20 protein-coding genes are annotated in these 23,276 nt (G+C 64.4%); 9 read left to right on the top strand and 11 right to left on the bottom strand.

Annotated elements, in window-relative coordinates; genetic code table 11:
* Positions 1-8: 8 nt before the first annotated feature.
* The 6 genes from purB to BM297_RS18085 all read right to left on the bottom strand — a co-directional run bounded on the left by purB (position 9) and on the right by BM297_RS18085 (position 6,949).
* Positions 9-1,379: an adenylosuccinate lyase gene (gene purB / locus BM297_RS18110; protein WP_092434191.1), complete on the bottom strand. Its 1,371-nt coding sequence runs from the start codon at positions 1,377-1,379 to the stop codon at positions 9-11.
* A gap of 74 nt (positions 1,380-1,453) precedes the next feature.
* Positions 1,454-2,329, bottom strand: a complete 876-nt coding sequence (locus BM297_RS18105) for a DMT family transporter (protein WP_092434188.1) — start codon at positions 2,327-2,329, stop codon at positions 1,454-1,456.
* 7 nt (positions 2,330-2,336) lie between these two features.
* Positions 2,337-2,957: a high frequency lysogenization protein HflD gene (hflD, locus tag BM297_RS18100; protein ID WP_092434185.1), complete on the bottom strand. Its 621-nt coding sequence runs from the start codon at positions 2,955-2,957 to the stop codon at positions 2,337-2,339.
* Entirely contained in the window at positions 2,954-4,078 is a 1,125-nt protein-coding gene (gene mnmA / locus BM297_RS18095; RefSeq protein ID WP_281250264.1) for a tRNA 2-thiouridine(34) synthase MnmA, read from the bottom strand. The genes hflD and mnmA overlap by 4 nt, the downstream gene beginning before the upstream one ends.
* A 78-nt stretch (positions 4,079-4,156) precedes the next feature.
* Complete coding sequence (locus BM297_RS18090; protein ID WP_092434181.1) at positions 4,157-4,615, bottom strand: NUDIX hydrolase; 459 nt, start codon at positions 4,613-4,615, stop codon at positions 4,157-4,159.
* Positions 4,616-4,720: 105 nt separating this feature from the next.
* Positions 4,721-6,949, bottom strand: coding sequence for an NADP-dependent isocitrate dehydrogenase (locus tag BM297_RS18085; RefSeq protein ID WP_092434178.1), 2,229 nt, complete (start codon positions 6,947-6,949; stop codon positions 4,721-4,723).
* Between the two features lie 417 nt (positions 6,950-7,366).
* Here BM297_RS18085 and icd point away from each other — a divergent pair, with 417 nt between their 5' ends.
* Positions 7,367-8,623, top strand: coding sequence for an NADP-dependent isocitrate dehydrogenase (gene icd / locus BM297_RS18080; RefSeq protein WP_092434175.1), 1,257 nt, complete (start codon positions 7,367-7,369; stop codon positions 8,621-8,623).
* A 75-nt stretch (positions 8,624-8,698) separates the two neighbouring features.
* Here icd and cspD read toward each other — a convergent pair whose 3' ends face one another.
* Positions 8,699-8,935, bottom strand: a complete 237-nt coding sequence (gene cspD / locus BM297_RS18075) for a cold shock domain-containing protein CspD (RefSeq protein WP_092434172.1) — start codon at positions 8,933-8,935, stop codon at positions 8,699-8,701.
* Positions 8,936-9,161: 226 nt separating this feature from the next.
* Between cspD and clpS the strand changes: the two genes are divergently transcribed.
* Together clpS and clpA are read left to right on the top strand one after the other, a co-directional pair.
* On the top strand, positions 9,162-9,524 hold the full coding sequence (gene clpS, locus BM297_RS18070; RefSeq protein ID WP_092434169.1) for an ATP-dependent Clp protease adapter ClpS: 363 nt from the start codon (positions 9,162-9,164) through the stop codon (positions 9,522-9,524).
* 38 nt (positions 9,525-9,562) lie between these two features.
* Positions 9,563-11,833, top strand: a complete 2,271-nt coding sequence (clpA, locus tag BM297_RS18065) for an ATP-dependent Clp protease ATP-binding subunit ClpA (RefSeq protein WP_092434166.1) — start codon at positions 9,563-9,565, stop codon at positions 11,831-11,833.
* 68 nt (positions 11,834-11,901) lie between these two features.
* Here clpA and infA read toward each other — a convergent pair whose 3' ends face one another.
* The 4 genes from infA to trxB all read right to left on the bottom strand — a co-directional run bounded on the left by infA (position 11,902) and on the right by trxB (position 14,655).
* The gene (gene infA, locus BM297_RS18060) at positions 11,902-12,120 is read right to left on the bottom strand and encodes a translation initiation factor IF-1 (RefSeq protein ID WP_002553999.1); all 219 of its coding nucleotides are present in this window, start codon (positions 12,118-12,120) and stop codon (positions 11,902-11,904) included.
* 99 nt (positions 12,121-12,219) lie between these two features.
* A complete protein-coding gene (locus tag BM297_RS18055; RefSeq protein ID WP_092434163.1) occupies positions 12,220-12,927 on the bottom strand; it encodes an arginyltransferase in 708 nt (235 codons plus the stop codon).
* A gap of 52 nt (positions 12,928-12,979) precedes the next feature.
* Positions 12,980-13,669 carry a leucyl/phenylalanyl-tRNA--protein transferase gene (gene aat, locus BM297_RS18050; protein ID WP_092434160.1) on the bottom strand — a complete coding sequence of 230 codons (690 nt, stop codon included), beginning with the start codon at positions 13,667-13,669 and terminating at the stop codon, positions 12,980-12,982.
* A 38-nt stretch (positions 13,670-13,707) separates the two neighbouring features.
* Positions 13,708-14,655, bottom strand: a complete 948-nt coding sequence (gene trxB / locus BM297_RS18045; RefSeq protein ID WP_092434156.1) for a thioredoxin-disulfide reductase — start codon at positions 14,653-14,655, stop codon at positions 13,708-13,710.
* Positions 14,656-15,003: 348 nt separating this feature from the next.
* Between trxB and BM297_RS18040 the strand changes: the two genes are divergently transcribed.
* From BM297_RS18040 to cysG, 6 genes are all read left to right on the top strand, one after another.
* The gene (locus BM297_RS18040) at positions 15,004-17,580 is read left to right on the top strand and encodes a DNA translocase FtsK (RefSeq protein WP_281250265.1); all 2,577 of its coding nucleotides are present in this window, start codon (positions 15,004-15,006) and stop codon (positions 17,578-17,580) included.
* A gap of 10 nt (positions 17,581-17,590) precedes the next feature.
* Positions 17,591-18,223, top strand: a complete 633-nt coding sequence (gene lolA, locus BM297_RS18035) for an outer membrane lipoprotein periplasmic chaperone LolA (RefSeq protein ID WP_092434152.1) — start codon at positions 17,591-17,593, stop codon at positions 18,221-18,223.
* Between the two features lie 9 nt (positions 18,224-18,232).
* On the top strand, positions 18,233-19,558 hold the full coding sequence (locus BM297_RS18030; protein ID WP_092434149.1) for a replication-associated recombination protein A: 1,326 nt from the start codon (positions 18,233-18,235) through the stop codon (positions 19,556-19,558).
* Positions 19,555-19,929: a fluoride efflux transporter CrcB gene (gene crcB, locus BM297_RS18025; RefSeq protein ID WP_092434146.1), complete on the top strand. Its 375-nt coding sequence runs from the start codon at positions 19,555-19,557 to the stop codon at positions 19,927-19,929. The genes BM297_RS18030 and crcB overlap by 4 nt, the downstream gene beginning before the upstream one ends.
* 185 nt (positions 19,930-20,114) lie before the next feature.
* A complete protein-coding gene (gene serS, locus BM297_RS18020; RefSeq protein WP_092434143.1) occupies positions 20,115-21,395 on the top strand; it encodes a serine--tRNA ligase in 1,281 nt (426 codons plus the stop codon).
* A gap of 136 nt (positions 21,396-21,531) precedes the next feature.
* Positions 21,532-22,917 carry a siroheme synthase CysG gene (gene cysG, locus BM297_RS18015; RefSeq protein WP_092434140.1) on the top strand — a complete coding sequence of 462 codons (1,386 nt, stop codon included), beginning with the start codon at positions 21,532-21,534 and terminating at the stop codon, positions 22,915-22,917.
* The last annotated feature ends 359 nt before the right edge of the window (positions 22,918-23,276 follow it).

Below are 23,276 nucleotides of genomic sequence, written 5' to 3'. Positions count from 1 at the left end.
GGCTGGGATCAGATGCGTTTGGCCTGGGCCACCGCGTTGCCGATGTAGCTGGCGGGAGTCATGGTGCGCAGTTCGGCCTTGGCCTGCTCGGGGATCGCCAGGCCGTCGATGAACTCGCGCAGCGCCTCGGCGCTGATGCCCTTGCCGCGGGTCAGCTCCTTGAGCTTCTCGTAGGCGTTCTCCACGGCGTAGCGGCGCATCACGGTCTGTACCGGCTCGGCGAGCACTTCCCAGCAGGCGTCGAGGTCGGCGGCCAGGCGCTGGGCGTTCAGCTCCAGCTTGCCGATGCCCTTGAGGCTGGCCTCGTAGGCGATCAGGCTGTGGGCCAGGCCGACGCCGAGGTTGCGCAGCACGGTGGAGTCGGTCAGGTCGCGCTGCCAGCGGGACACCGGCAGCTTGCTGGCCAGGTGCTGGAGCAGGGCGTTGGCGATGCCGAGGTTGCCTTCGGAGTTCTCGAAGTCGATCGGGTTGACCTTGTGCGGCATGGTCGAGGAGCCGATCTCGCCGGCCACGGTCTTCTGCTTGAAGTAGCCGAGGGAGATGTAGCCCCAGATGTCGCGATCGAAGTCGATGAGGATGGTGTTGAAGCGCGCGATGGCGTCGAACAGCTCGGCGATGTAGTCGTGCGGCTCGATCTGGGTGGTGTAGGGGTTGAACGCCAGGCCGAGGTCGCCTTCGATGAATTCGCGGGCGTTGGCTTCCCAGTCGATCTCCGGGTAGGCCGACAGGTGGGCGTTGTAGTTGCCCACGGCGCCGTTGATCTTGCCGAGCAGCGGCACGGCGGCGACCTGGGCGATCTGCCGCTCGAGGCGGTAGACCACGTTGGCCAGTTCCTTGCCCATGGTGGTCGGCGACGCCGGCTGACCGTGGGTGCGCGACAGCATCGGCACGTCAGCGAACTGCACGGCCAGCGCGCGGATGGCCTCGGCCACCTGACGCATCAGCGGCAGCAGCACGTCGTCGCGGCCTTCGCGCAGCATCAGCGCGTGGGACAGGTTGTTGATGTCCTCGCTGGTGCAGGCGAAGTGGATGAACTCGCTGACCTTGGCCAGCTCCGGCAGCTTGGCGGCCTGCTCCTTGAGCAGGTACTCCACGGCCTTGACGTCGTGGTTGGTGGTGCGCTCGATCTCCTTGATGCGCTGGGCGTGCTCGAGCTGGAAGTTTTCCGCCAGCTCGTTGAGCAGGGCGTTGGCTTCGGCGGAGAACGGTGCCACTTCCGGGATGCCGGTATGAGCGGCCAGGCGCTGCAGCCAGCGCACTTCCACCTGCACGCGGCAACGGATCAGGCCGAATTCGCTGAAGATCGGGCGCAGGGCGCTGGTTTTGCTGGCGTAGCGGCCATCAACGGGGGATACCGCAGTGAGCGAGGAGAGCTGCATGGGGACGTTCTCGGACAGTCGGGCTACTGGAAAGGGGCGGAATTATACACGGAAAGAAGGCGCTCGGTCGGCGCTCAGGGCGAGCGGCGCAGCAGCGGGGTCAGGCTGGCGGCGAAGATCAGCCCGGCGCCGAGCAGCGAGGCGCTGCTGGGCAGCTCGTCCCAGCGCAGCCAGGCGATGATCCCGCCAAACACGATGGCCAGGTAGGCGACCGGGCCGATCAGGCCGGGCGGGGCGCAGGCGTAGGCCTGCGACATGCTCAGCTGGCCGAGGCTGGCCATCAGCCCGGCGGCGAGCAGTAAGAGCAGCTGGTCGCGCTCCAGTGGCTGCCAGGCCCAGAGCAGCGGCACGGCCGAGATCAGCGCACTGAACAGGGCGAAGTAGAAGACGATGCGGTAGGCCGGCTCGGTGTTGCTCATCTCGCGGATCGACACGAAGGCGCAGGCGGCCATCACACTGGCGAGGATGCCGACCAGCGAAATGCCGGAAACCAGGGCGCCGCTGGGCTTGGCGACCAGCAGCACGCCGGCAAAGCCGATGGCGGTGGCCAGCAGCATGCGCCGGGTCAGCGGCTCCTGCAGCCAGCGCCAGGCGATCAGCGGGGTGAACACCGGCGCGGCGTAGCTGAACAGCATGGCGTCGGTGAGCGGCAAGTGGGCGAGGGCGTAGAAGTAGCAGTACATCGCCGCCAGGCCGCACAAGGTGCGCTTGAGGTGGGCCAAGGGGCGGGCGGTGCGCAGCGGCGCCAGACCGCGGGTCAGCGCCAGGGGCAGAAAGAACAGCACGCCCACGGCATTGCGGAAGAACACCACCATCTCGTTGTTGACGTTGCTGAGGGTGGCCTCGCGGATGAACACGCCCATCAGGGCGAAGAACAGCGCCGACAGCGCCAGCAGCGCGGCGCCCCGTCCCGGCAGGGAATGCCGGGACGGGGCCGGTGAAGAGGGCATCGTGTGCTCAGCCGCGCAGCAGCGGATACAGCTGGTCGAGCAGCTTGCGGCGGCTGAACAACAGCTGCCAGCGATGGCCGCCGAGCTGGCGCCAGAGCATGGCGCTGCGGATGCCGGCGAGCAGCAGGGCGCGGATCTTCTCGGCGTTGCGGCTGTTCTGCAGATGCTGCATCTCGCCGTGCACCTGGATGCGCTGGCGGAAGGTGCTGAGGGTGTCCTGATACAGCGCGGCGCAGGCGGAGATCACGTTGTCGTGGGTGACGCCGAACATCTGGCTCTGGCTGTCGATCTGTTGCAGGCGGTTGCCGATCACCTGGAGCATGTCGCTGCGCTTGTCCAGCTGGCGCTGCAGGGTGAGCAGGGCCAGGGCGTAGCGCAGCGATTCGCGCGGCAGGGTGCCCGGGTTGCGCTCCAGCGCCCCGGCCAGGGCGCGCAGGCCGTCGCGCAGGTTGAGGTGGTCGCCGCCGTAGACCTCGAGGGTGTCCTTGGGGTCGCGCACCAGCAGGCTGCCGAGCAGGCAGGCGAGCGGGCCCTCCTGGACCTGGCCGGTCTTGGCCAGGCGATCGACCAGCGCGGCGGCTTCGAAGACGCCGGCCAGGGCGATCAGGCGTTCCTGTTCGCGGGTCATGGGCGCTGGATCTCCGCATCCCAGGGGGTGGCGGTCTCGATCACGCCGCCGCCCAGGCAGATTTCGCCGTCGTAGAACACCACCGACTGGCCCGGGGTCACGGCGCGCTGCGGCTGGTCGAAGACCGCGCGGTAGCCGCTGGCGGTGCGCTCCAGGGTGCAGGCCTGGTCCTGCTGCCGGTAGCGCACCTTGGCGGTGAGCTGGCGCGGCCGGTCGAGGTCGATAGGATTGACCCAGAAGATCTGCGAGGCTTCCAGGCTGCGCGAGAACAGCCAGGGGTGCTCGTTGCCCTGGCCGACCACCAGCACGTTGCGCGCCATGTCCTTGGCCAGCACGTACCAGGCGTCGTCGCCGGCATCCTTCATGCCGCCGATGCCGAGGCCCTGGCGCTGGCCGATGGTGTGGTACATCAGTCCGTGGTGGCGGCCGATCACCTGGCCGTCGGTGGTCTCGATGTCACCCGGCTGGGCCGGCAGGTACTGCTTGAGGAAGTCGCTGAAGCGCCGCTCGCCGATGAAGCAGATGCCGGTGGAGTCCTTCTTCTTCGCGGTGGCCAGGCCGTACTGCTCGGCGATGGCGCGTACCGCCGGCTTCTCCAGCTCGCCGACCGGGAACAGGGTCCTGCCGATCTGCTCGCCGCCGACGGCGTGCAGGAAGTAGCTCTGGTCCTTGTTCGGATCGAGGCCCTTGAGCAGCTCGCTGCGCCCGTCGACGTCGCGGCGGCGCACGTAGTGACCGGTGGCGATCAGGTCGGCGCCGAGCATCAGGGCGTAGTCGAGGAACGCCTTGAACTTGATTTCCCGGTTGCACAGGATGTCCGGATTGGGCGTGCGCCCGGCCTTGTATTCGGCGAGGAAGTGCTCGAACACGTTGTCCCAGTACTCGGCGGCGAAGTTGGCGGTGTGCAGCTGGATGCCCAGCTTGTCGCACACGGCCTGGGCGTCGGCCAGGTCTTCCCTGGCGGTGCAGTACTCGGTGCCGTCGTCCTCCTCCCAGTTCTTCATGAACAGGCCTTCGACCTGGTAGCCCTGCTGCATTAGGAGCAGGGCCGAGACGGAGGAGTCCACGCCGCCGGACATGCCGACGATCACGCGGGTATTGGCTGGGTCACGCATAGTCATCCGGGAAAACCGTTGCAGGTGTGCAAAGGGCAGATTCTATCAGGCTGTGCTGTCGCTGAGAAAACTGCCGCGGCGTGCTCAGGTCAGCCAGGTCGGTTCGCGGATCAGCTCCAGCGGGTACGGAGGGCCGGCCAGGTAGTCGTCGATGCAGCGGGCCACCAGCACGCTGCGCCACTGGGCCGAACGGGTCTCGAGCTCGTCGCGGGTCAGCCAGCGCGGGCCGATGATGCCGTGGTCGAGCGCCAGTTCGGGGTGGTGGCGCAGCGGGCGGGCGGCAAAGCACACGCGCTGGTAGGTCACGCCGTTGGCCGGCGCGGTGTATAGGTAGATGCCGGTAACACCGGTCAGTTCGACCTCCCAGCCGGTTTCCTCGAGGGTTTCGCGCAGGGCGGCCTGGAGCAGGCTTTCGTCGGCTTCCAGGTGGCCGGCGGGCTGGTTGAGCACTACGCGGCCTTCGGCGTGTTCCTCGACGAGGAGGAAGCGGCCCTGATCCTCGACCACGGTGGCCACGGTGACGTGCGGAATGAAGCGTTTCATGCAGGGGCTCCGGTTTCGGTCTTGCGGATACAAAAACCCCGGCGCGGGGCCGGGGCTCTTGTAAGGCTAAAGGCGACGGGGTCGCCTGTCACGGCGTCGTGGCGCTTACGCCAGTGCCGCCAGAGCGGCGTTGAGCGTGGCGCTCGGACGCATGGCCTGGCTGGTCAGCTCCGGATCGGCATGGTAGTAGCCGCCGATGTCCACCGGCTTGCCCTGGGCGCCGTTCAGCTCGGCAACGATCTTTTCCTCGTTGTCGGCCAGCACCTTGGCCAGGTTGGTGAACTGGGCCTGCAGCTCCAGGTCCTCGCTCTGTGCGGCCAGGGCCTGGGCCCAGTACAGCGCCAGGTAGAAGTGACTGCCGCGGTTGTCGAGCTGGCCGACCTTGCGCGACGGCGACTTGTTGCTGTCGAGGAACTGGCCGTTGGCCTGGTCCAGGGTCTTGGCCAGCACCTTCGCCTTGGCGTTGTCGTAGGTGTTGCCCAGGTGCTCGAGGGAGGCAGCCAGGGCGAGGAACTCGCCGAGCGAGTCCCAGCGCAGGTGGCCTTCTTCCAGGAACTGCTGGACGTGCTTGGGAGCCGAACCGCCGGCGCCGGTCTCGAACAGGCCGCCACCGTTCATCAGCGGGACGATCGACAGCATCTTGGCGCTGGTGCCCAGCTCCATGATCGGGAACAGGTCGGTCAGGTAGTCGCGCAGCACGTTGCCGGTCACCGAGATGGTGTCCAGGCCGGCGCGGATGCGGTCGATGGAGAACTGGGTGGCTTCGACCGGCGACATGATCTGGATGTCCAGGCCGCTGGTGTCATGATCCTGCAGGTACTGCTGGACCTTTTCGATCACCAGGGCGTCGTGGGCGCGCGCCGGGTCCAGCCAGAACACGGCGGGGGTGTTGCTGGCGCGGGCACGGTTGACGGCCAGTTTGACCCAGTCCTGGATCGGGGCGTCCTTGACCTGGCACATGCGCCAGATGTCGCCGGTTTCGACGGCATGCTCGAGCAGAACCTGGCCCTTGTCGTCAGTCACGCGAACCACGCCGTCAGTCGGGATCTGGAAGGTCTTGTCGTGCGAGCCGTACTCTTCGGCCTGCTGGGCCATCAGGCCGACGTTCGGCACGCTGCCCATGGTCACCGGGTTGAAGGCACCGTGCTTCTTGCAGTCGTCGATGACGACCTGGTAGACGCCGGCGTAGCAGCGGTCGGGGATCAGCGCCTTGGTGTCGTGCAGCTGGCCGTCGGCGCCCCACATCTTGCCGGAGTCGCGGATCATGGCCGGCATGGAGGCGTCGACGATGACGTCGCTCGGCACGTGCAGGTTGGTGATGCCCTTGTCGGAGTTCACCATGGCCAGCGGCGGACGCTGGGCATAGACCGCCTGGATGTCGGCCTCGATCTCGGCCTGCTTCTCGGCGGGCAGGGACTTGATGCGCGCGTACAGGTCGCCGATGCCGTTGTTGAGGTTGAAGCCGACTTCCTTGAGGACGTCGGCATGCTTCTCGAGGGCGTCCTTGTAGTACTCGGCGACGATGTAGCCGAACATGATCGGGTCGGAAACCTTCATCATGGTGGCTTTCAGGTGGGCCGACAGCAGCACGCCCTGCTGCTTGGCGTCCTCGATCTGGGCGGCAACGAAGCTGCGCAGGGCCTTCTGGCTCATCACCGAGGCGTCGATGATTTCACCGGCGAGAACGGTGGTCTTTTCCTTGAGGACCTTGCTGCTGCCGTCAGCGGCGATCAGCTCGATCTTCACGCTGCCGGCGGCATTGATCAGGGCACCTTTTTCGCTGCCGTAGAAGTCGCCGTTGTCCATGTGGGCAACGTGCGACTTGGAGTCGGCACTCCAGGCACCCATCTTGTGGGGGTGCTTGCGGGCGTAGTTCTTGACGGACAGCGGGGCGCGACGATCGGAGTTGCCTTCACGCAGGACCGGGTTCACGGCGCTGCCCTTGATCTTGTCGTAGCGGCTGCGGACGTCTTTTTCGGTGTCGCTGGCGGGAGCTTCGGGGTAGTCCGGCAGCTTGTAGCCCTGCTGCTGCAGTTCCTTGATCGCGGCCTTGAGCTGCGGAACCGAGGCGCTGATGTTGGGCAGCTTGATGATGTTGGCTTCTGGCGTGGTGGCCAGTTTGCCCAGCTCGGCGAGGTGGTCGCCGATCTTCTGGTCCTCGCTCAAGTACTCGGGGAAGCTTGCCAGGATGCGGCCTGCGAGGGAGATGTCCCGTGTTTCCACAGCGATGCCGGAGGAGGCAGTAAAGGCTTTGATGATCGGAAGCAGGGAGTAGGTTGCCAGCGCAGGTGCTTCGTCGGTGAAGGTGTAAATGATCTTTGAGCGTGTGGACATATTTTAATCTAACCCTCTGTGTGGCTGTGGTTACACAAAGTCGTGATGTGCGCAGAGGATGCTTTTTGAGGCGACTCCGAGCGCATCGGACGCTTGGCCGGTAGGTGGCCATTGCGCGGGGGCGGTACATTGGGACAGGAATCGCACTGCAGACTGGCTCAGTTGCTATGCCCCCGCTGTCGGGGGCGGACTATAGCATGATCCGCTTCCTTCTTTAGCATCGCCTGCCTTGTACCTTGGTGGCGTGGCGCGAATGTGATGCCGCGGCTGAGGTCGTCGCGAGCCCTGATTTCACGGGCTCGGGCGGCCCCTCAGGGCGCGCAGACGGCAGAAATGCCGCGCCTTTCCAGTCCGTGGCCCGTTGGCTAAGCTCAGGTGTCAGCAAGATGCCAGTCCACAAAAGCAACGGAGTCCAGCATGGGATATCAGAAGATCCAGGTGCCTGCGGGCGGTGACAAGATCACTGTCAATGCCGACATGTCCCTGAACGTGCCGAACAACCCGGTCATCCCGTTCATCGAAGGCGACGGCATCGGTGTCGATGTCAGTCCGGTGATGATCAAGGTGGTCGATGCCGCCGTTCGGAAGGCCTACGGCGGCGAGCGCAAGATCGCCTGGATGGAGGTCTACGCCGGCGAAAAGGCTACCCAGGTGTACGACCAGGATACCTGGCTGCCCCAGGAAACCCTGGACGCCGTGCGTGACTACGTCGTGTCCATCAAGGGGCCGCTGACCACGCCGGTCGGTGGCGGTATCCGCTCGCTGAACGTGGCTCTGCGCCAGCAGCTGGACCTGTACGTCTGCCTGCGCCCGGTGCGCTGGTTCGAAGGCGTGCCGAGCCCGGTGAAGCGGCCGCAGGACGTGGACATGGTGATCTTCCGTGAGAACTCGGAGGACATCTATGCCGGCGTCGAGTGGAAGGCAGGTACTCCGGAAGCGGACAAGGTCATCAAGTTCCTCACCGAGGAAATGGGCGTCACCAAGATCCGCTTCACCGAAAACTGCGGCATCGGCATCAAGCCGGTATCCAAGGAGGGTACCCAGCGCCTGGTCCGCAAGGCCCTGCAGTACGTGGTGGACAACGACCGCGAGTCGCTGACCATCGTGCACAAGGGCAACATCATGAAGTTCACCGAGGGTGCCTTCAAGGACTGGGGCTACGAGATCGCCCGTGACGAGTTCGGCGCCGAGCTGCTCGACGGCGGGCCGTGGATGCAGTTCAAGAACCCGCGTACCGGCAAGAATGTCGTGGTCAAGGACGCCATCGCCGATGCCATGCTGCAGCAGATCCTGCTGCGTCCGGCCGAGTACGACGTGATCGCCACCCTGAACCTCAATGGCGACTACCTGTCCGACGCCCTGGCGGCCGAAGTGGGGGGGATCGGCATCGCGCCGGGTGCCAACCTGTCCGATACCGTGGCCATGTTCGAGGCGACCCACGGCACCGCGCCGAAGTACGCGGGCCAGGACAAGGTCAATCCGGGCTCGGTCATCCTCTCCGCCGAGATGATGCTGCGCCACATGGGCTGGAGCGAGGCCGCCGACCTGATCATCAAGGGCATGGACGGTGCGATCGCCGCCAAGACCGTGACCTATGACTTCGAGCGGCTGATGGACGATGCCAAGCTGCTGTCCTGCTCGCAGTTCGGCGATGCGATGATTTCCCACATGTAAGCCGCGGGCGTCATGCAGAAAAGGCCGGCCCCATGGGTCGGCCTTTTCGTTTGTGGTCGCTGCCGGGTGGCGGCGTCAGTCGTCGGGCATGCGCTGGTGCTGCGGACTGCTGAACGGCCGGATGTTGATGGCATGCAGCCCCTTGGGACCCTGCAGTATTTCGAAGTTGACCGCCTGGCCAGCCTTGAGTGTCTTGTAGCCATCGCCCTGGATGGCCGAGTAGTGCACGAACAGGTCTTCAGCCTGGTCGTCGGCGACGATGAAGCCGTAACCTTTGGCGTTGTTGAACCATTTGACCTTGCCGCTCAGCATGCTGACTTCCCTCTGCAAAGGACTCCATTGCTGGAGTATCATCCATTGAAGATCTTGGGGCGCAGAGCCTGATCCGCGCCGTGATGCCCATCTACCTTATGCGGGTATGGTGTTGTGTTTGTAACATCGTTTTTCCGATAGTCAAGGCAAGGCGGCATTCGGTTGCCGAACAGTTCAAACTCGACCTTGCCATCCCATCCCTACTGCCAGTGTTGTCCATTCCAGCATGCATGCAAGCCGCCAGATTCGACTAACATTCAATCAGGACTCGCCCGATCCGTTCGCGGATGAAGATGCGGGTGTCGCGGTCCAGGAGGCCAAGCCGGCACTCAAGCCGCCGGCGATGTACAAGGTGATCCTGCTCAACGACGATTACACGCCGATGGATTTCGTGGTGGAGGTGCTGGAGGGGTTCTTCAGTATGGACCGGGAGACGGCCACCAGGGTCATGCTGGCGGTACATACCGAAGGACAGGCGGTATGCGGGGTGTTTACCCGCGATATCGCCGAGACCAAGGCGATGCAGGTCAACCAGTACGCGCGGGAGTGTCAACACCCGCTGCTCTGCGAGATCGAGAAAGACGACTGATCGTGAGCCCTTGGGCATGAGGTGAAGTGAGGTGAAGTATGTTGAACCGCGAACTTGAAGTCACCCTCAATCTCGCCTTCAAGGATGCTCGGGTCAAACGTCATGAATTCATGACTGTCGAGCACCTCTTGCTGGCCCTTCTGGACAACGGTGCCGCTGCTACCGTCCTGCGTGCCTGCGGGGCCAACATGGACAAGCTGCGGCATGATCTGCGTGAATTCATCGACTCGACCACGCCGCTGATTCCGGTGCATGAGGAAGAGCGCGAAACCCAGCCGACCCTCGGTTTCCAGCGCGTCCTGCAGCGCGCGGTCTTTCATGTGCAGAGCTCCGGCAAGCGCGAAGTGACCGGCGCCAACGTGCTGGTGGCGATCTTCAGCGAGCAGGAAAGCCAGGCGGTATTCCTGCTCAAGCAGCAGAGCGTCGCGCGCATCGATGTGGTCAACTACATCGCCCACGGCATCTCCAAGGTGCCCGGCGAGAGCGAGTCGCACGAGCAGGAGCAGGAATCCCAGGACGAGGAAGGCGGCGAGAACCCGGTGTCCGGCAATCCGCTGGATGCCTACGCCAGCAACCTCAACGAGCTGGCGCGCCAGGGGCGCATCGATCCGCTGGTCGGTCGCGAGCATGAGGTCGAGCGCGTCGCGCAGATTCTTGCCCGTCGGCGCAAGAACAACCCGCTGCTGGTCGGTGAGGCCGGGGTGGGCAAGACGGCGATTGCCGAGGGTCTGGCCAAGCGCATCGTCGATGGTCAGGTGCCTGACCTGCTGGCGAACAGCGTGGTCTACTCGCTCGATCTGGGTGCCCTGCTGGCGGGTACCAAATACCGCGGCGACTTCGAGAAGCGCTTCAAGGCGCTGCTCAACGAGCTGCGCCGACGGCCGCACGCGATCCTGTTCATCGACGAGATACACACCATCATCGGTGCCGGTGCGGCGTCCGGCGGGGTGATGGATGCCTCCAACCTGCTCAAGCCGTTGCTGTCCTCGGGCGAGATGCGCTGCATCGGCTCGACCACCTTCCAGGAGTTTCGCGGCATCTTCGAGAAGGACCGTGCGCTGGCGCGGCGCTTCCAGAAGGTCGACGTGCTCGAGCCTTCGGTGGATGACACCATCGGTATTCTCAAGGGGCTGAAGAGCCGTTTCGAGCAGCACCACAAGATCAGCTACACCGACGAGGCGCTACGTGCGGCGGCGGAGTTGGCGGCGCGCTACATTAACGACCGGCATATGCCGGACAAGGCCATCGACGTGATCGACGAGGCGGGGGCCTACCAGCGCCTGCTGCCCGAGGAGCGCCGTGCGTCGTGCATCGATGTGGCTCAGGTCGAGGATGTGGTGGCGAAGATCGCGCGGATTCCGCCCAAGCACGTCACCAGTTCGGACAAGGAGTTGTTGCGCAACCTCGAGCGGGACCTGAAGCTGACGGTGTTCGGTCAGGACGCCGCGATCGATGCGCTGTCGACCGCCATCAAGCTGTCGCGCGCCGGTCTCAAGGCGCCGGACAAGCCGGTCGGCTCGTTCCTCTTCGCCGGTCCAACCGGGGTGGGTAAGACCGAGGTGGCACGCCAGTTGGCGAAGGCCATGGGGGTGGAGTTGGTGCGCTTCGACATGTCCGAGTACATGGAGCGGCACACCGTGTCGCGCCTGATCGGTGCTCCGCCCGGCTATGTCGGTTTCGATCAGGGTGGTTTGCTGACCGAGGCGATTACCAAGACCCCGCATTGCGTGCTGTTGCTCGACGAGATCGAGAAGGCGCATCCGGAGGTGTTCAACCTGCTGCTGCAGGTGATGGATCACGGCACCCTGACCGACAACAACGGTCGCAAGGCGGATTTCCGCAACGTGATCGTGATCATGACCACCAATGCGGGGGCGGAAACCGCCGCGCGCGCATCGATCGGCTTCACTCAGCAGGACCACTCCAGCGATGCGATGGAAGTGATCCGCAAGAGCTTCACTCCGGAGTTCCGCAACCGCCTGGACACCATCATCCAGTTCGGCCGTCTCGATCACGCGATCATCAAGAGCGTGGTCGACAAGTTCCTCACCGAGCTGCAGGCGCAACTGGAAGACAAGCGGGTGCTGCTGGATGTCAGCGAGGCGGCGCGTGGCTGGCTGGCCGAGCGCGGCTACGATGCGCAGATGGGCGCGCGACCGATGGCGCGGTTGATTCAGGAGAAGGTCAAGCGGCCACTGGCCGAGCAGATCCTGTTTGGCGAGTTGGCCGAGCATGGCGGCACCGTGCACATAGATGCGCGCGATGGCGAGCTGGTCTTCGAATACGAAACGCTGGCCTTGCCGGCCTGAGGTGTTGCTGGCGCACAAACGAAAACGCCCGGCCAAGCCGGGCGTTTTCGTTCATGACCTGGCGCCGATCAACGGGCGCGGTAGGTGATGCGACCCTTGCTCAGGTCGTAGGGCGTCAGTTCGACACGCACCTTGTCGCCGGTCAGGATACGGATGTAGTTCTTGCGCATCTTGCCGGAGATGTGCGCGGTGACGACGTGCCCGTTTTCCAACTCCACACGGAACATGGTGTTGGGCAGGGTGTCGACGACAGTGCCTTCCATTTCGAAGCTGTCTTCTTTCGACATGCAGTAAAACCCTCAATTACCTTAGGATGGCCCGGTTGACGTGGTCGGGCAAAAGCGGCAGGCATTGTGCCCGAAAATCCCCTCTGGCGCCAAGTGGCCTCACTCGAGCGTCACCCAGTGCTGGTTCACGTAGAGCTCCAGGGGGCGGTACTCGCTCTTGTAGCGCATCTTGCGGCAGTCGCGGATCCAGTAGCCAAGGTAGACGGCTGGAAGTCCGCGTCGCGCCGCTTCCGCTATCTGCCAGAGAATCGCCAGGCGACCGAGGCTGCGCTTGTCCTCGAGCGGATCGAAGAAGGTATAGACCGCCGACAGACCGTTGGGTAGGACGTCGGTCACCGCGACGGCCAGCAGCCGCTCACCGAGGCGGAACTCGAAGAATACGCAGAACGGCAGGTCACGCAGCAGGAAGCTGGCGAACTGCTCGCGGCTGGGCGGATACATGTCGCCATCGGCATGGCGGTGCGTGATGTAGCGCGCGTAGAGGTCGTAGTATTCCTCGCTGGCCACCGGACGTACGGCGCGTACCCGAAGGTCGAGGTTGCGCTTGAGGATGCGCTTCTGCTGGCGATTGGCGCGGAAGCGGGCCGTCGGGATGCGTGCCGGAATGCAGGCCTGGCAGTGTTGGCAGTGCGGTCGATACAGGTGCTCGCCGCTGCGGCGAAAGCCCATTTCCGACAAGTCGGCATAGGTCTGCGCATCGATCGCCTGTTGCGGGTCGAGGAACAGGGTGGTTGCCTTGCGGGTCGGCAGGTAGCTGCAGTCGTGTGCCTGGGTGGCATAGAACTTCAGTTCGGCAAATTCGGTCATGGCGCAATCCTCGCCGAAGCGGGCTGTGCGAGAAGTTCACCACCAGTGTATGTCACGGCTCGTTCTTCGCCCAGGGTGTCGGGCCTGGCTGGTCGAGATGGCGGGCCAGATAGGCGGCGAACTCGCTGCGGGGGATCGGTCTTGCGCCGAAGCTGGCCAGGTGGCTGGTGTGCATCTGGCAGTCGATCAGCACGAAGCCGCAGTCGCGCAGGTGCTCGACCAAGGTGACAAAGCCGATCTTCGAGGCATCGGTGGCGCGACTGAACATCGACTCGCCGAAGAACAGGCGGCCGATGGCCAGGCCGTAGAGGCCGCCGACCAGTTGGCCGTCCAGCCAGACTTCTACCGAATGGGCGATGCCGCGGCGATGCAGCTGGAGATAGGAAGCCTGCATCGCCGGGGTGATCCAGGTGCCGACGGCGTAGGCGCGCGGCTCGGCGCAGGCGTGGATCACGGCGGCAAAGTCGTGATCGAAAGTGACCTCGAAGCGCCCCTGGCGGATGACCTTGCGCAGGCTGCGCGAGACGTGCAACTCGCTCGGGAAGAGCACCATGCGCGGGTCGGGTGACCACCACAGGATCGGTTGTCCGGCCTGGAACCAGGGGAAGCAACCGTGCCGGTAGGCGCTGACCAGTCGTTCCGGGCTGAGGTCGCCGCCGGCCGCAAGCAGGCCGTCCGGTTCGCGCAGGGCGCGCGCCAGAGGGGGAAAGTCCAGTGAGTGAGCTGGCAGCCAGTCGACCATGGTGATGGAGAGGCGCGGGCCCGAGAGCCCGCGTTACCTTACTGGTCGAGATGGCGTTCGGCGTCGAGCGCGGCCATGCAGCCCGCCCCGGCCGAGGTGATCGCCTGACGGTAGACGTGGTCGGCCACGTCACCGGCGGCGAACACGCCGTCGATGCTGGTGGCAGTGGCATTGCCTTCGCTGCCGCCCTTGACCTGCAGGTAGCCGTCACGCATGGCCAGCTGACCTTCGAACAGGTCGGTGTTGGGCTTGTGGCCGATGGCGATGAACACGCCGGTCAGTGACAGTTCGGCAGTGGCGCCGCTGTGCATGTCCTTGATGCGCACCCCGGTCACGCCGCTGGCATCGCCCAGTACCTCATCCAGGGTCTGGTTCCAGTGCAGGCGGATGTTGCCGTTCGCGGCCTTCTCCAGCAGCTTGTCCTGGAGGATCTTCTCGGCGCGCAGCTTGTCGCGGCGATGGATCAGGTGGACTTCCTTGGCGATGTTGGACAGGTACAGTGCCTCTTCGACGGCGGTGTTGCCCCCACCGATCACGCAGACCACCTGGTTGCGATAGAAGAAGCCGTCGCAAGTGGCGCAGGCGGATACGCCCTTGCCCATGAAGGCTTCCTCGGAAGGCAGGCCGAGGTACTGGGCGGAGGCGCCGGTGGCGATGATCAGCGCGTCGCAGGTATAGGTGCCGCTGTCGCCCTTGAGGACGAACGGGCGCTGCTGCAACTCGGCGGTGTGGATGTGGTCATAGACGATCTCGGTGGCAAAGCGCTCGGCGTGTTTCTGCATGCGCTCCATCAGGGCCGGACCGGTCAGGCCTTCGACATCGCCAGGCCAGTTGTCGACTTCGGTGGTGGTGGTCAGCTGGCCGCCGGCCTGCAGGCCGGTGATCAGCAGCGGCTTGAGGTTGGCGCGGGCGGCATACACGGCGGCCGTGTAGCCGGCGGGGCCGGAGCCGAGGATGACCAGGCGCGAATGTTTGGCTTCACTCATAAAACACCCCATAAGTCTTTGTCACAAAAGATAATGCGTGCTCCAATTGAGCCGCCTTGAAACTGATGCCAAGCATGCTACACCGGGCAGGTGGGGTCGGCAAAATCCGGGTGTCTCAGCTGGATGTCGGCGGGCGGCGCTTTTGCCCGTGTGGTTGGGGCGGCCTGAATGGCATCCTCCAGGTAAAGTCTTACAATAGGCAGTGTCTTGACTGTCTACCGATTTCGAACGCTGGCTGTGTGCAGGAAGAAACACGTTTTGAAGAGTTCCGCAAATACCACCAAAGTCAGGGCCAGAGGCGCCAGCACTGCAAGGGGCGACGCCTCTTCAGGTGCGTGGCGCCAGCAGTTGCACTATCGCCTGAAAGAGGCGGCAATGATTGGGCTGATTGTGTTGTGCGTCTTCTTCTTCATGGCCCTGCTGACCTATTCCCCCCTGGATCCTGGGGTCAATGTATCGACCGGCTCGATGCAGGTGCAGAATGCGGCCGGCCGAGTGGGCGCCTGGATCGCCAGCTTTTTCCGTTTCGGCCTGGGCTATGCCGCCTATCTGCTGCCGGTTCTGGCTGCCATCAAGGTGCTTGACCTGTTCCTTGCGCGTCATCAGCCGCTGCAGTGGAATGGTTGGCTGTTCTCCTCCCGGCTTATCGGCTTTTCCCTGTTGCTGGTGTCAACGGCAGCGCTGGCGCAAATCCAGTTCGGGGTCATGGGCGATAGCACCGGAGAGCCTGCCGGTGGGGTTTTCGGCAAGAGTCTGGGCGAGTGGGGCGAGGATGCGCTGAATGTTCAGGGCAGCACGTTGCTGTTCATCGCGCTGTTTCTCTTTGGTCTCACGGTGTTCACCGATCTGTCGTGGTTCCGGGTCATGGACCTGACCGGCAAGATCACCCTCGACCTGTGCGAGCTGATCCAGACGGCGGGCAGTCGCTGGTGGAATGCCCGCCGGGCGGATCGTCAGCTGCGGCTGAAGTTGCGCGAGGCCGATGGCGACCGCGAATCCGCCGCGCAGCCAGTCCCGCCTGCCCGGCCGGCAAGCAGTCCGCCGGTTGCCTCTCCCGCCAAGCCCGTACCGGTAGTGGCAGCGCCGCCGGTACGCGCGGTCACCGGTTCGAGTCCGGGTGAGCGCATCGAGCCTGTTCTGGGCTTGACGGCAGTCGACGACGAGTTCGACATGGAGCTGGATCTGCAGTCGCCAGCCAAGCCCGTGGCTGACCGGCCGGCCACGCCGGTGATGGCGAGTCTTGCCAGTGCCGTGACCGACGTCCTGGGGGCTGCGGCGGCGCTACGGGCGGGTCGAGATGCTCAAGAGCCGAAGGCGGCCGAGCCGAGGATTGCCGAAGTCCAGGTCAGCGCGTCGCGGCCTGCGGAAGTTCGCCGTCCGCTCGAGCCAGCGAAGCCGGTGGTGCACTATGTCGATGATGCGGTGGCGGGCACTCTGCCGCCGCTGTCGCTGCTCGATCCGGCGCAGAAGAGGCCCAACAGCTTCTCGCCAGAGTCGCTGGAGTCCATGTCGCGCCTGCTGGAGATCAAGCTCAAGGAGTTCGGGGTCGAGGTGCAGGTGGTCGCGGCCCATCCCGGTCCGGTGATCACCCGCTTCGAGATCCAGCCGGCGGCCGGCATCAAGGTCAGTCGTATCACCAACCTGGCCAAGGATCTGGCGCGTTCGCTGGCGGTGATCAGCGTGCGGGTGGTCGAAGTGATTCCGGGCAAGACCACCGTGGGCATCGAGGTGCCCAACGAGGATCGGCAGATCGTGCGTTTCTCCGAGGTGCTGTCGACGCCGGAGTACGAGGAGGCGAAGTCGCCGGTGACCATCGCCCTCGGTCACGACATCGGCGGCCGGCCGGTGACCGCCGATCTGGCGAAGATGCCGCACCTGCTGGTGGCTGGCACCACCGGCTCGGGCAAGTCGGTTGGGGTCAACGCCATGCTGCTGTCGCTGCTGTACAAGTCGACGCCCGAGCAGGTGCGCCTGATCATGATCGACCCGAAGATGCTCGAGCTGTCGATCTACGAGGGCATTCCGCACCTGCTCTGTCCGGTGGTCACCGACATGAAGGAGGCCGCCAACGCTCTGCGCTGGAGCGTGGCCGAGATGGATCGCCGCTACCGCCTGATGGCGGCCATGGGGGTGCGCAACCTGGCGGGCTTCAATCGCAAGATCAAGGATGCCGAGGAGGCTGGCACGCCGCTGACCGATCCGCTGTTCCGCCGCGAGAGCCCGGACGACGTGGTGCCGCTGCTGAAGAGCCTGCCGACCATCGTGGTGGTGGTCGACGAGTTCGCCGACATGATGATGATCGTCGGCAAGAAGGTCGAGGAGCTGATCGCGCGGATTGCGCAGAAGGCGCGGGCCGCCGGCATCCACCTGATTCTCGCCACCCAGCGCCCGTCGGTGGATGTGATTACCGGCCTGATCAAGGCGAATATCCCGACGCGGATCGCTTTCCAGGTGTCGAGCAAGATCGACTCGCGGACCATCCTCGACCAGGGCGGTGCCGAGCAGCTGCTCGGCCACGGCGACATGCTCTACATGCCGCCGGGCACCGGCCTGCCGATCCGGGTGCACGGTGCCTTCGTTTCCGACGACGAGGTGCATCGTACGGTGGATGCCTGGAAGCAGCGCGGCGCGCCGGATTACATCGAGGACATCCTCGCGGGAGCCGAAGAGGGCGGCGGGGCATCCTATGATTCGACCGGTGGCGACAGTGGTGAAGGTAGCGAGGAAGATCCGCTGTACGACGAGGCGGTGCGCTTCGTCACCGAAAGCCGCCGGGCATCGATTTCCGCGGTGCAGCGCAAGCTGAAGATTGGTTACAACCGCGCTGCGCGGATGATCGAGGCCATGGAAATGGCTGGCGTCGTCACCCCCATGAATACCAATGGCTCGCGCGAAGTGATCGCGCCGACGCCGGTTCGAGACTGAGCGAGGTTCTATGCGTCTGATTCGTGTGTTGTTGCTGGCTGCTCTGGCCGTGACCGGGCTGACTGCCCATGCCGCCGGGGATGAGCGGTCCGTGCAGCGCCTGACCGAGCTGCTGGGCCAGGCGCAGACCCTGAGCGGGCGATTCTCGCAGCTGACCCTGGATGGCTCCGGCACCCAGTTGCAGGAGGCCAGCGGCGAGATGGCGCTCAAGCGTCCGGGGCTGCTGCGCTGGCACACCGATGCGCCCATGGAGCAACTGCTGGTATCCAATGGCGAGAAGGTCTGGCTGTACGACCCTGACCTCGAGCAGGTGACCATTCAGGCGTTGGACCAGCGCATGAGTCACACCCCGGCGCTGCTGCTGTCCGGTGACGTGTCGAAGATTCGCGAGAACTTCACCATCACCCACAAGGAAGGCGGCAGTGTGGTGGACTTCATCCTCAAGCCGAAGGCCAAGGACACGCTGTTCGACACCCTGCGTCTGTCCTTCCGCAATGGCGTCATCAATGACATGCAGCTGATCGACAGCATCGGTCAGCGCACCAATATCCTGTTTCTCGGGGTGAAGATGAATCAGCCGCTGGACAGCAGCCAGTTCACCTTCAAGGCGCCGGCAGGCGTCGACGTGATCGAAGAGCAGTAAGCCCCGCTCATGGACCTGTTCGACCGCGCTCCCGTTGCTCAGCCGCTGGCCGCACGCCTGCGACCGACCCGGCTGGATGATTATGTCGGCCAGGAGCATGTGCTCGGACACGGCAAGCCCCTACGTGAGGCGCTGGAACAGGGAGCCCTGCATTCGATGATCTTCTGGGGGCCGCCGGGGGTGGGCAAGACCACGCTGGCGCGGCTGCTGGCTGAGATTGGCGATGCCCACTTCGAGACCATTTCCGCAGTGCTGGCGGGGGTCAAGGAGATCAGGCAGGCCGTCGAGGTGGCCAAGCAGCAGGCCGCACAGTACGGGCGGCGCACCATCCTGTTCGTCGATGAGGTGCACCGCTTCAACAAGGCGCAGCAGGATGCCTTCCTGCCCTATGTCGAGGACGGCACGCTGATCTTCATCGGGGCTACCACCGAGAATCCTTCCTTCGAGTTGAACAACGCGCTGCTGTCGCGGGCGCGGGTCTACGTGCTGAAAAGCCTTGACGAGGCAGCCCTGCGCCAACTGCTGGCGCGGGCGCTGAGCGAGGAGCGTGGCTTGGGCAAGCGGCAGCTGCGCATCAGTGAGGAGGCAACCAGCCTGCTGCTGGCGGCGGCTGATGGCGATGGCCGGCGCCTGCTCAATTTTCTGGAGAACGCGGCTGACCTGGTCGAGGATGGCGAGGAAATCGGCACCGAGCTGCTGGAGAACCTGCTGGGCGACAGCCGCCGGCGCTTCGACAAGGGCGGCGAGGCCTTCTACGACCAGATCAGCGCGCTGCACAAATCGGTGCGCGGCTCCAATCCGGATGCCGCGCTGTACTGGTTTGCGCGCATGCTCGATGGCGGCTGCGATCCACTGTATCTGGCGCGCCGGGTGGTGCGCATGGCCAGCGAGGACATCGGCAATGCCGACCCGCGCGCACTCAACCTGTGTCTGGCCGCCTGGGAGGTGCAAGAGCGCCTTGGCAGCCCGGAGGGCGAACTGGCCATCGCGCAGGCCATCGTCTATCTGGCCTGCGCGCCGAAGAGCAATGCGGTGTATATGGGCTTCAAGGCAGCGATGCGTGATGCGGCGGCCTACGGTTCGCTGGAGGTGCCGCTGCACCTTCGCAACGCGCCGACCAAGCTGATGAAGAGTCTCGGCTACGGCGACGAGTACCGCTATGCCCATGACGAACCGGAAGCCTACGCCGCAGGCGAGGATTACTTCCCGGAGTCCCTGCAACCTCAGTCCTACTACCAGCCGGTGCCGCGTGGCCTGGAGTTGAAGATCCGCGAGAAGCTGGCGCATCTGGCCGAGCTGGATCGCAACAGTCCGCGGCGACGGAAAAAACCGTGATCGGCGTGATTCTTGCCGTGGCTGCCGGTGGTGCTGCCGGTAGCCTGCTGCGCTTTGCCGTCGCCAACTGGGTCGGTGCTCACTGGCCGCAGCATTTCTACTGGGCCACCTTGGCGGTGAATCTCGCCGGCTGCCTGCTGATCGGCTATCTCTATGGGGTGTTCCTGCTGCGCCCCGAGGTGTCGTTGGCTCTGCGCGCGGGCCTGGTCGTCGGTTTCCTCGGTGGGCTGACGACCTTCTCGTCCTTTTCCCTGGACACCCTTCGTCTCCTGGAAAGCGGCCAGCCAGTTACGGCGCTGGGCTATGCCGGGCTGAGCGTATGCGCTGGTCTGCTGGCGACATGGGTGGGGCTAGTCCTGGCTCGGGTGTGACTCAGGCGCGGCAAAAACGGCGGGCGACTGCCCGTTTCGACGTGGCTCCGGGTAAACTCTTGCCCCTGATCATGTGTGTCCCGTCACGACAGGCAGCGCGACGGGATGCCCCGGGCACTTGCGGCTGGCGCAGGCTGTTGTCCGGCAACCCTTATTTCTACTGTCTCGACTGAAGAGAACTCTGCATGCTCGACTCCAAACTGGTTCGTGGCCAACCGCAGGAAGTGGCCCAGCGTCTGGCGACCCGCGGCTTTCAACTGGATGTGGCGCGCCTCGAGGCGCTGGAAAGCCGGCGCAAGGAAACCCAGACCCGCACCGAACAGCTGCAGGCCGAGCGCAACGCCCGCTCCAAGGGTATCGGCCAGGCCAAGCAACGCGGCGAGGACATTGTCCCGCTGATGGCCGACGTCGAGCGCATGGGGGGCGAGCTGGCAGCCGCCAAGCAGGAGCTGGACGCGATTCAGGCCGAGCTGGATGCGCTGTTGCTGACCATCCCCAACCTGCCGCACGAGTCGGTTCCGGTCGGTGCCAGCGAGGAGGATAACGTCGAGGTGAGTCGCTGGGGTGCCCCGAGCGAGTTCGGTTTCGAGGTCAAGGATCACGTCGCTCTCGGCGAGCAACATGGCTGGCTCGACTTCGAGGCCGCAGCCAAGCTCTCCGGCGCGCGTTTCGCACTGATGCGCGGGCCGATTGCGCGGCTGCACCGTGCGCTGGCGCAGTTCATGCTCAACTTGCACACCGGCGAGCACGGCTACGAAGAGGCCTACACTCCCTACCTTGTCCAGGCTCCGGCCCTGCAGGGGACTGGCCAGCTGCCGAAGTTCGAGGAGGACCTGTTCAAAATCACTCGTGAAGGCGAGGCCGACCTCTACCTGATCCCAACCGCCGAGGTGTCGCTGACCAACATCGTTTCCGGTGAAATCCTCGACGCCAAGCAGCTGCCGCTGAAGTTGGTCGCTCACACCCCATGCTTTCGCAGTGAGGCCGGTGCCTCCGGCCGTGACACCCGTGGCATGATCCGCCAGCATCAGTTCGACAAGGTCGAGTTGGTTCAGGTAGTCGAACCAGCCAAGTCTTTCGAGGCGCTTGAGGCGTTGACCGGCCATGCCGAGAAGGTTCTGCAGTTGCTGGAGCTGCCCTATCGCAAGCTGGCGCTGTGCACCGGCGACATGGGGTTCGGTGCCACCAAGACCTATGACCTTGAGGTCTGGGTGCCCAGCCAGGGCAAGTACCGGGAAATTTCCTCCTGTTCCAACTGTGGTGACTTCCAGGCGCGCCGCATGCAAGCGCGCTGGCGCAATCCGGAAACCGGCAAGCCCGAGTTGGTGCACACCCTCAACGGTTCCGGTCTGGCCGTCGGCCGCACCCTGGTCGCCGTGCTGGAGAACTACCAACAGGCTGACGGCTCTGTCCGCGTACCGGAAGTGCTCAAGCCGTATATGGGTGGTCTTGAGGTGATTGGCTGATCACTTCCTGAAAGCCTTCAGGCGCTTCCCGCAAGCTCCTGATTAGTCCGCAGCGATTCAGGGCGGACGCAAGACTGGCCGGTGACTCCCGTCACCGGCTTTCTCCATTAGGCCGGCATCTGCCGCGAGGCTGTCCATGGACTTTCTTCCTCTGTTTCACAATCTGCGCGGCCGCCAGGTATTGGTGGTCGGTGGTGGCGAGATCGCCCTGCGCAAGGCGCGTCTGCTGGCTGGGGCCGGAGCCCGCTTGCGAGTGGTCGCGCCGCTGATCGAGGATGCCCTGCGCGCTTTGGTCGAGCAGGGTGCTGGTGAGCTGTGCGAGCGTGGTTACCAGGAGCGCGACCTCGATGGCTGCGTGCTGGTTATCGCCGCCACCGACGACGAGCCGCTCAATGCCCGGGTGTCCCGCGAAGCCGGCGCGCGCAGCCTGCCGGTCAACGTGGTCGATGCGCCGGCGCTGTGCAGCGTGATCTTCCCGGCCATCGTCGATCGCTCGCCGCTCATGGTGGCAGTTTCCAGTGGCGGTGACGCCCCGGTACTCACCCGGCTGATGCGTGCCCGCCTGGAGACGCTGATCCCGGCCGCCTACGGTCGTCTCGCCGGGCTGGCACAGAAGTTTCGCGGTGTGGTGAAGCAGCGTTTCATCGATGTGCAGCAGCGTCGGGTGTTCTGGGAGGAGGTATTCCAGGGCTCGATCGCTGAGCAGGTCCTGGCTGGCCGCGAGGCGGAGGCCGAGCGCCTGCTGGTTGACAAGCTGGCCGGCAGCGCCGAACGCGAGCTGGGCGAGGTGTATCTGGTTGGCGCTGGTCCCGGTGATCCGGACCTGTTGACCTTCCGTGCCCTGCGTCTGATGCAGCAGGCTGATGTGGTGCTTTATGATCGCCTGGTTGCCCCAGCGATCGTCGATATGTGTCGGCGCGATGCAGAGCGCATCTATGTTGGCAAGCGTCGCAGCGAGCACGCGCTGCCGCAAGAGCAGATTAATCGCCAGTTGGTGGCGCTGGCCAGGCAGGGCAAGCGCGTGCTGCGCCTGAAGGGGGGCGATCCGTTCATCTTCGGTCGCGGTGGCGAGGAGATCGAGGAGTTGGCCGCCGAGGGCATTCCCTTCCAGGTAGTGCCGGGTATTACGGCCGCATCCGGTTGCTCTGCCTATGCGGGTATTCCGCTGACCCACCGCGATTACGCGCAGTCGGTGCGCTTTGTCACCGGGCATCTGAAGGACCACAGCTGCGACCTGCCATGGGGTGACTTGGTTGCGCCGGGACAGACGCTGGTGTTCTACATGGGCCTGGTTGGCTTGCCGCTGATCTGCGAGCAACTGATCAGTCACGGTCGCGCCGCAGAGACTCCCGCTGCCTTGGTGCAGCAGGGCACCACGCGCCACCAGCGCGTGTTTACTGGCACCCTGGCCGATCTGCCGCAGTTGGTGGCGCGACATGAGGTGCATGCGCCGACGTTGGTGATCGTGGGGGAGGTGGTGCGGCTCCGCGAGAAGCTGGCGTGGTTCGAGGGGGAGAGCTAAGCTACTTGGAAAATGCTGCAAAGAGGTGTTGACAGCATTTTTCCAGGCTGTATTATTCGCCTCCTCGCTGCAGCGGCCCCCGGGTTGTCTCAGCGGAAGAGTTACGCAAGTGGTTGAGTAGAAAAGAAAATTTCGAAAAACGCTTGACAGGTTGCAAGGCTGCTGTAGAATTCGCGGCCTCGGTTGAGACGAAAGACTTGATCGAAACGCTCTTTAACAAGTTGAATCAAGCAATTCGTGTGGGTGCTTGTGAGATAAGACTGATGGTCGCAAGATTATCAGCGTCACAAGTAGTCTCGTGAATTCATGAGTTTATTTGCGATTGCTGAGCCAAGTTTAGGGTTTTCTCAAAACCCGCA

Origin of the sequence: Geopseudomonas sagittaria (assembly GCF_900115715.1) — a bacterium.
Classification (GTDB): domain Bacteria; phylum Pseudomonadota; class Gammaproteobacteria; order Pseudomonadales; family Pseudomonadaceae; genus Geopseudomonas; species Geopseudomonas sagittaria.
This window is presented reverse-complemented; position numbering and strand designations above follow the sequence as displayed.

Excerpts from the sequence above, each read along its gene's own strand:
- trxB (WP_092434156.1), bottom strand. The coding sequence starts at position 14,655 with ATGAGTGAAGCCAAACATTCGCGCCTGGTCATCCTCGGCTCCGGCCCC.
- BM297_RS18105 (WP_092434188.1), bottom strand. The coding sequence starts at position 2,329 with ATGCCCTCTTCACCGGCCCCGTCCCGGCATTCCCTGCCGGGACGGGGC.
- BM297_RS18085 (WP_092434178.1), bottom strand. The coding sequence starts at position 6,949 with ATGTCCACACGCTCAAAGATCATTTACACCTTCACCGACGAAGCACCT.
- icd (WP_092434175.1), top strand. The coding sequence starts at position 7,367 with ATGGGATATCAGAAGATCCAGGTGCCTGCGGGCGGTGACAAGATCACT.
- BM297_RS18030 (WP_092434149.1), top strand. The coding sequence starts at position 18,233 with ATGGACCTGTTCGACCGCGCTCCCGTTGCTCAGCCGCTGGCCGCACGC.
- infA (WP_002553999.1), bottom strand. The coding sequence starts at position 12,120 with ATGTCGAAAGAAGACAGCTTCGAAATGGAAGGCACTGTCGTCGACACC.
- clpS (WP_092434169.1), top strand. The coding sequence starts at position 9,162 with ATGCATGCAAGCCGCCAGATTCGACTAACATTCAATCAGGACTCGCCC.
- lolA (WP_092434152.1), top strand. The coding sequence starts at position 17,591 with ATGCGTCTGATTCGTGTGTTGTTGCTGGCTGCTCTGGCCGTGACCGGG.
- serS (WP_092434143.1), top strand. The coding sequence starts at position 20,115 with ATGCTCGACTCCAAACTGGTTCGTGGCCAACCGCAGGAAGTGGCCCAG.
- mnmA (WP_281250264.1), bottom strand. The coding sequence starts at position 4,078 with ATGACTATGCGTGACCCAGCCAATACCCGCGTGATCGTCGGCATGTCC.
- clpA (WP_092434166.1), top strand. The coding sequence starts at position 9,563 with ATGTTGAACCGCGAACTTGAAGTCACCCTCAATCTCGCCTTCAAGGAT.
- aat (WP_092434160.1), bottom strand. The coding sequence starts at position 13,669 with ATGGTCGACTGGCTGCCAGCTCACTCACTGGACTTTCCCCCTCTGGCG.
- BM297_RS18090 (WP_092434181.1), bottom strand. The coding sequence starts at position 4,615 with ATGAAACGCTTCATTCCGCACGTCACCGTGGCCACCGTGGTCGAGGAT.
- purB (WP_092434191.1), bottom strand. The coding sequence starts at position 1,379 with ATGCAGCTCTCCTCGCTCACTGCGGTATCCCCCGTTGATGGCCGCTAC.
- cysG (WP_092434140.1), top strand. The coding sequence starts at position 21,532 with ATGGACTTTCTTCCTCTGTTTCACAATCTGCGCGGCCGCCAGGTATTG.
- cspD (WP_092434172.1), bottom strand. The coding sequence starts at position 8,935 with ATGCTGAGCGGCAAGGTCAAATGGTTCAACAACGCCAAAGGTTACGGC.
- BM297_RS18055 (WP_092434163.1), bottom strand. The coding sequence starts at position 12,927 with ATGACCGAATTTGCCGAACTGAAGTTCTATGCCACCCAGGCACACGAC.
- hflD (WP_092434185.1), bottom strand. The coding sequence starts at position 2,957 with ATGACCCGCGAACAGGAACGCCTGATCGCCCTGGCCGGCGTCTTCGAA.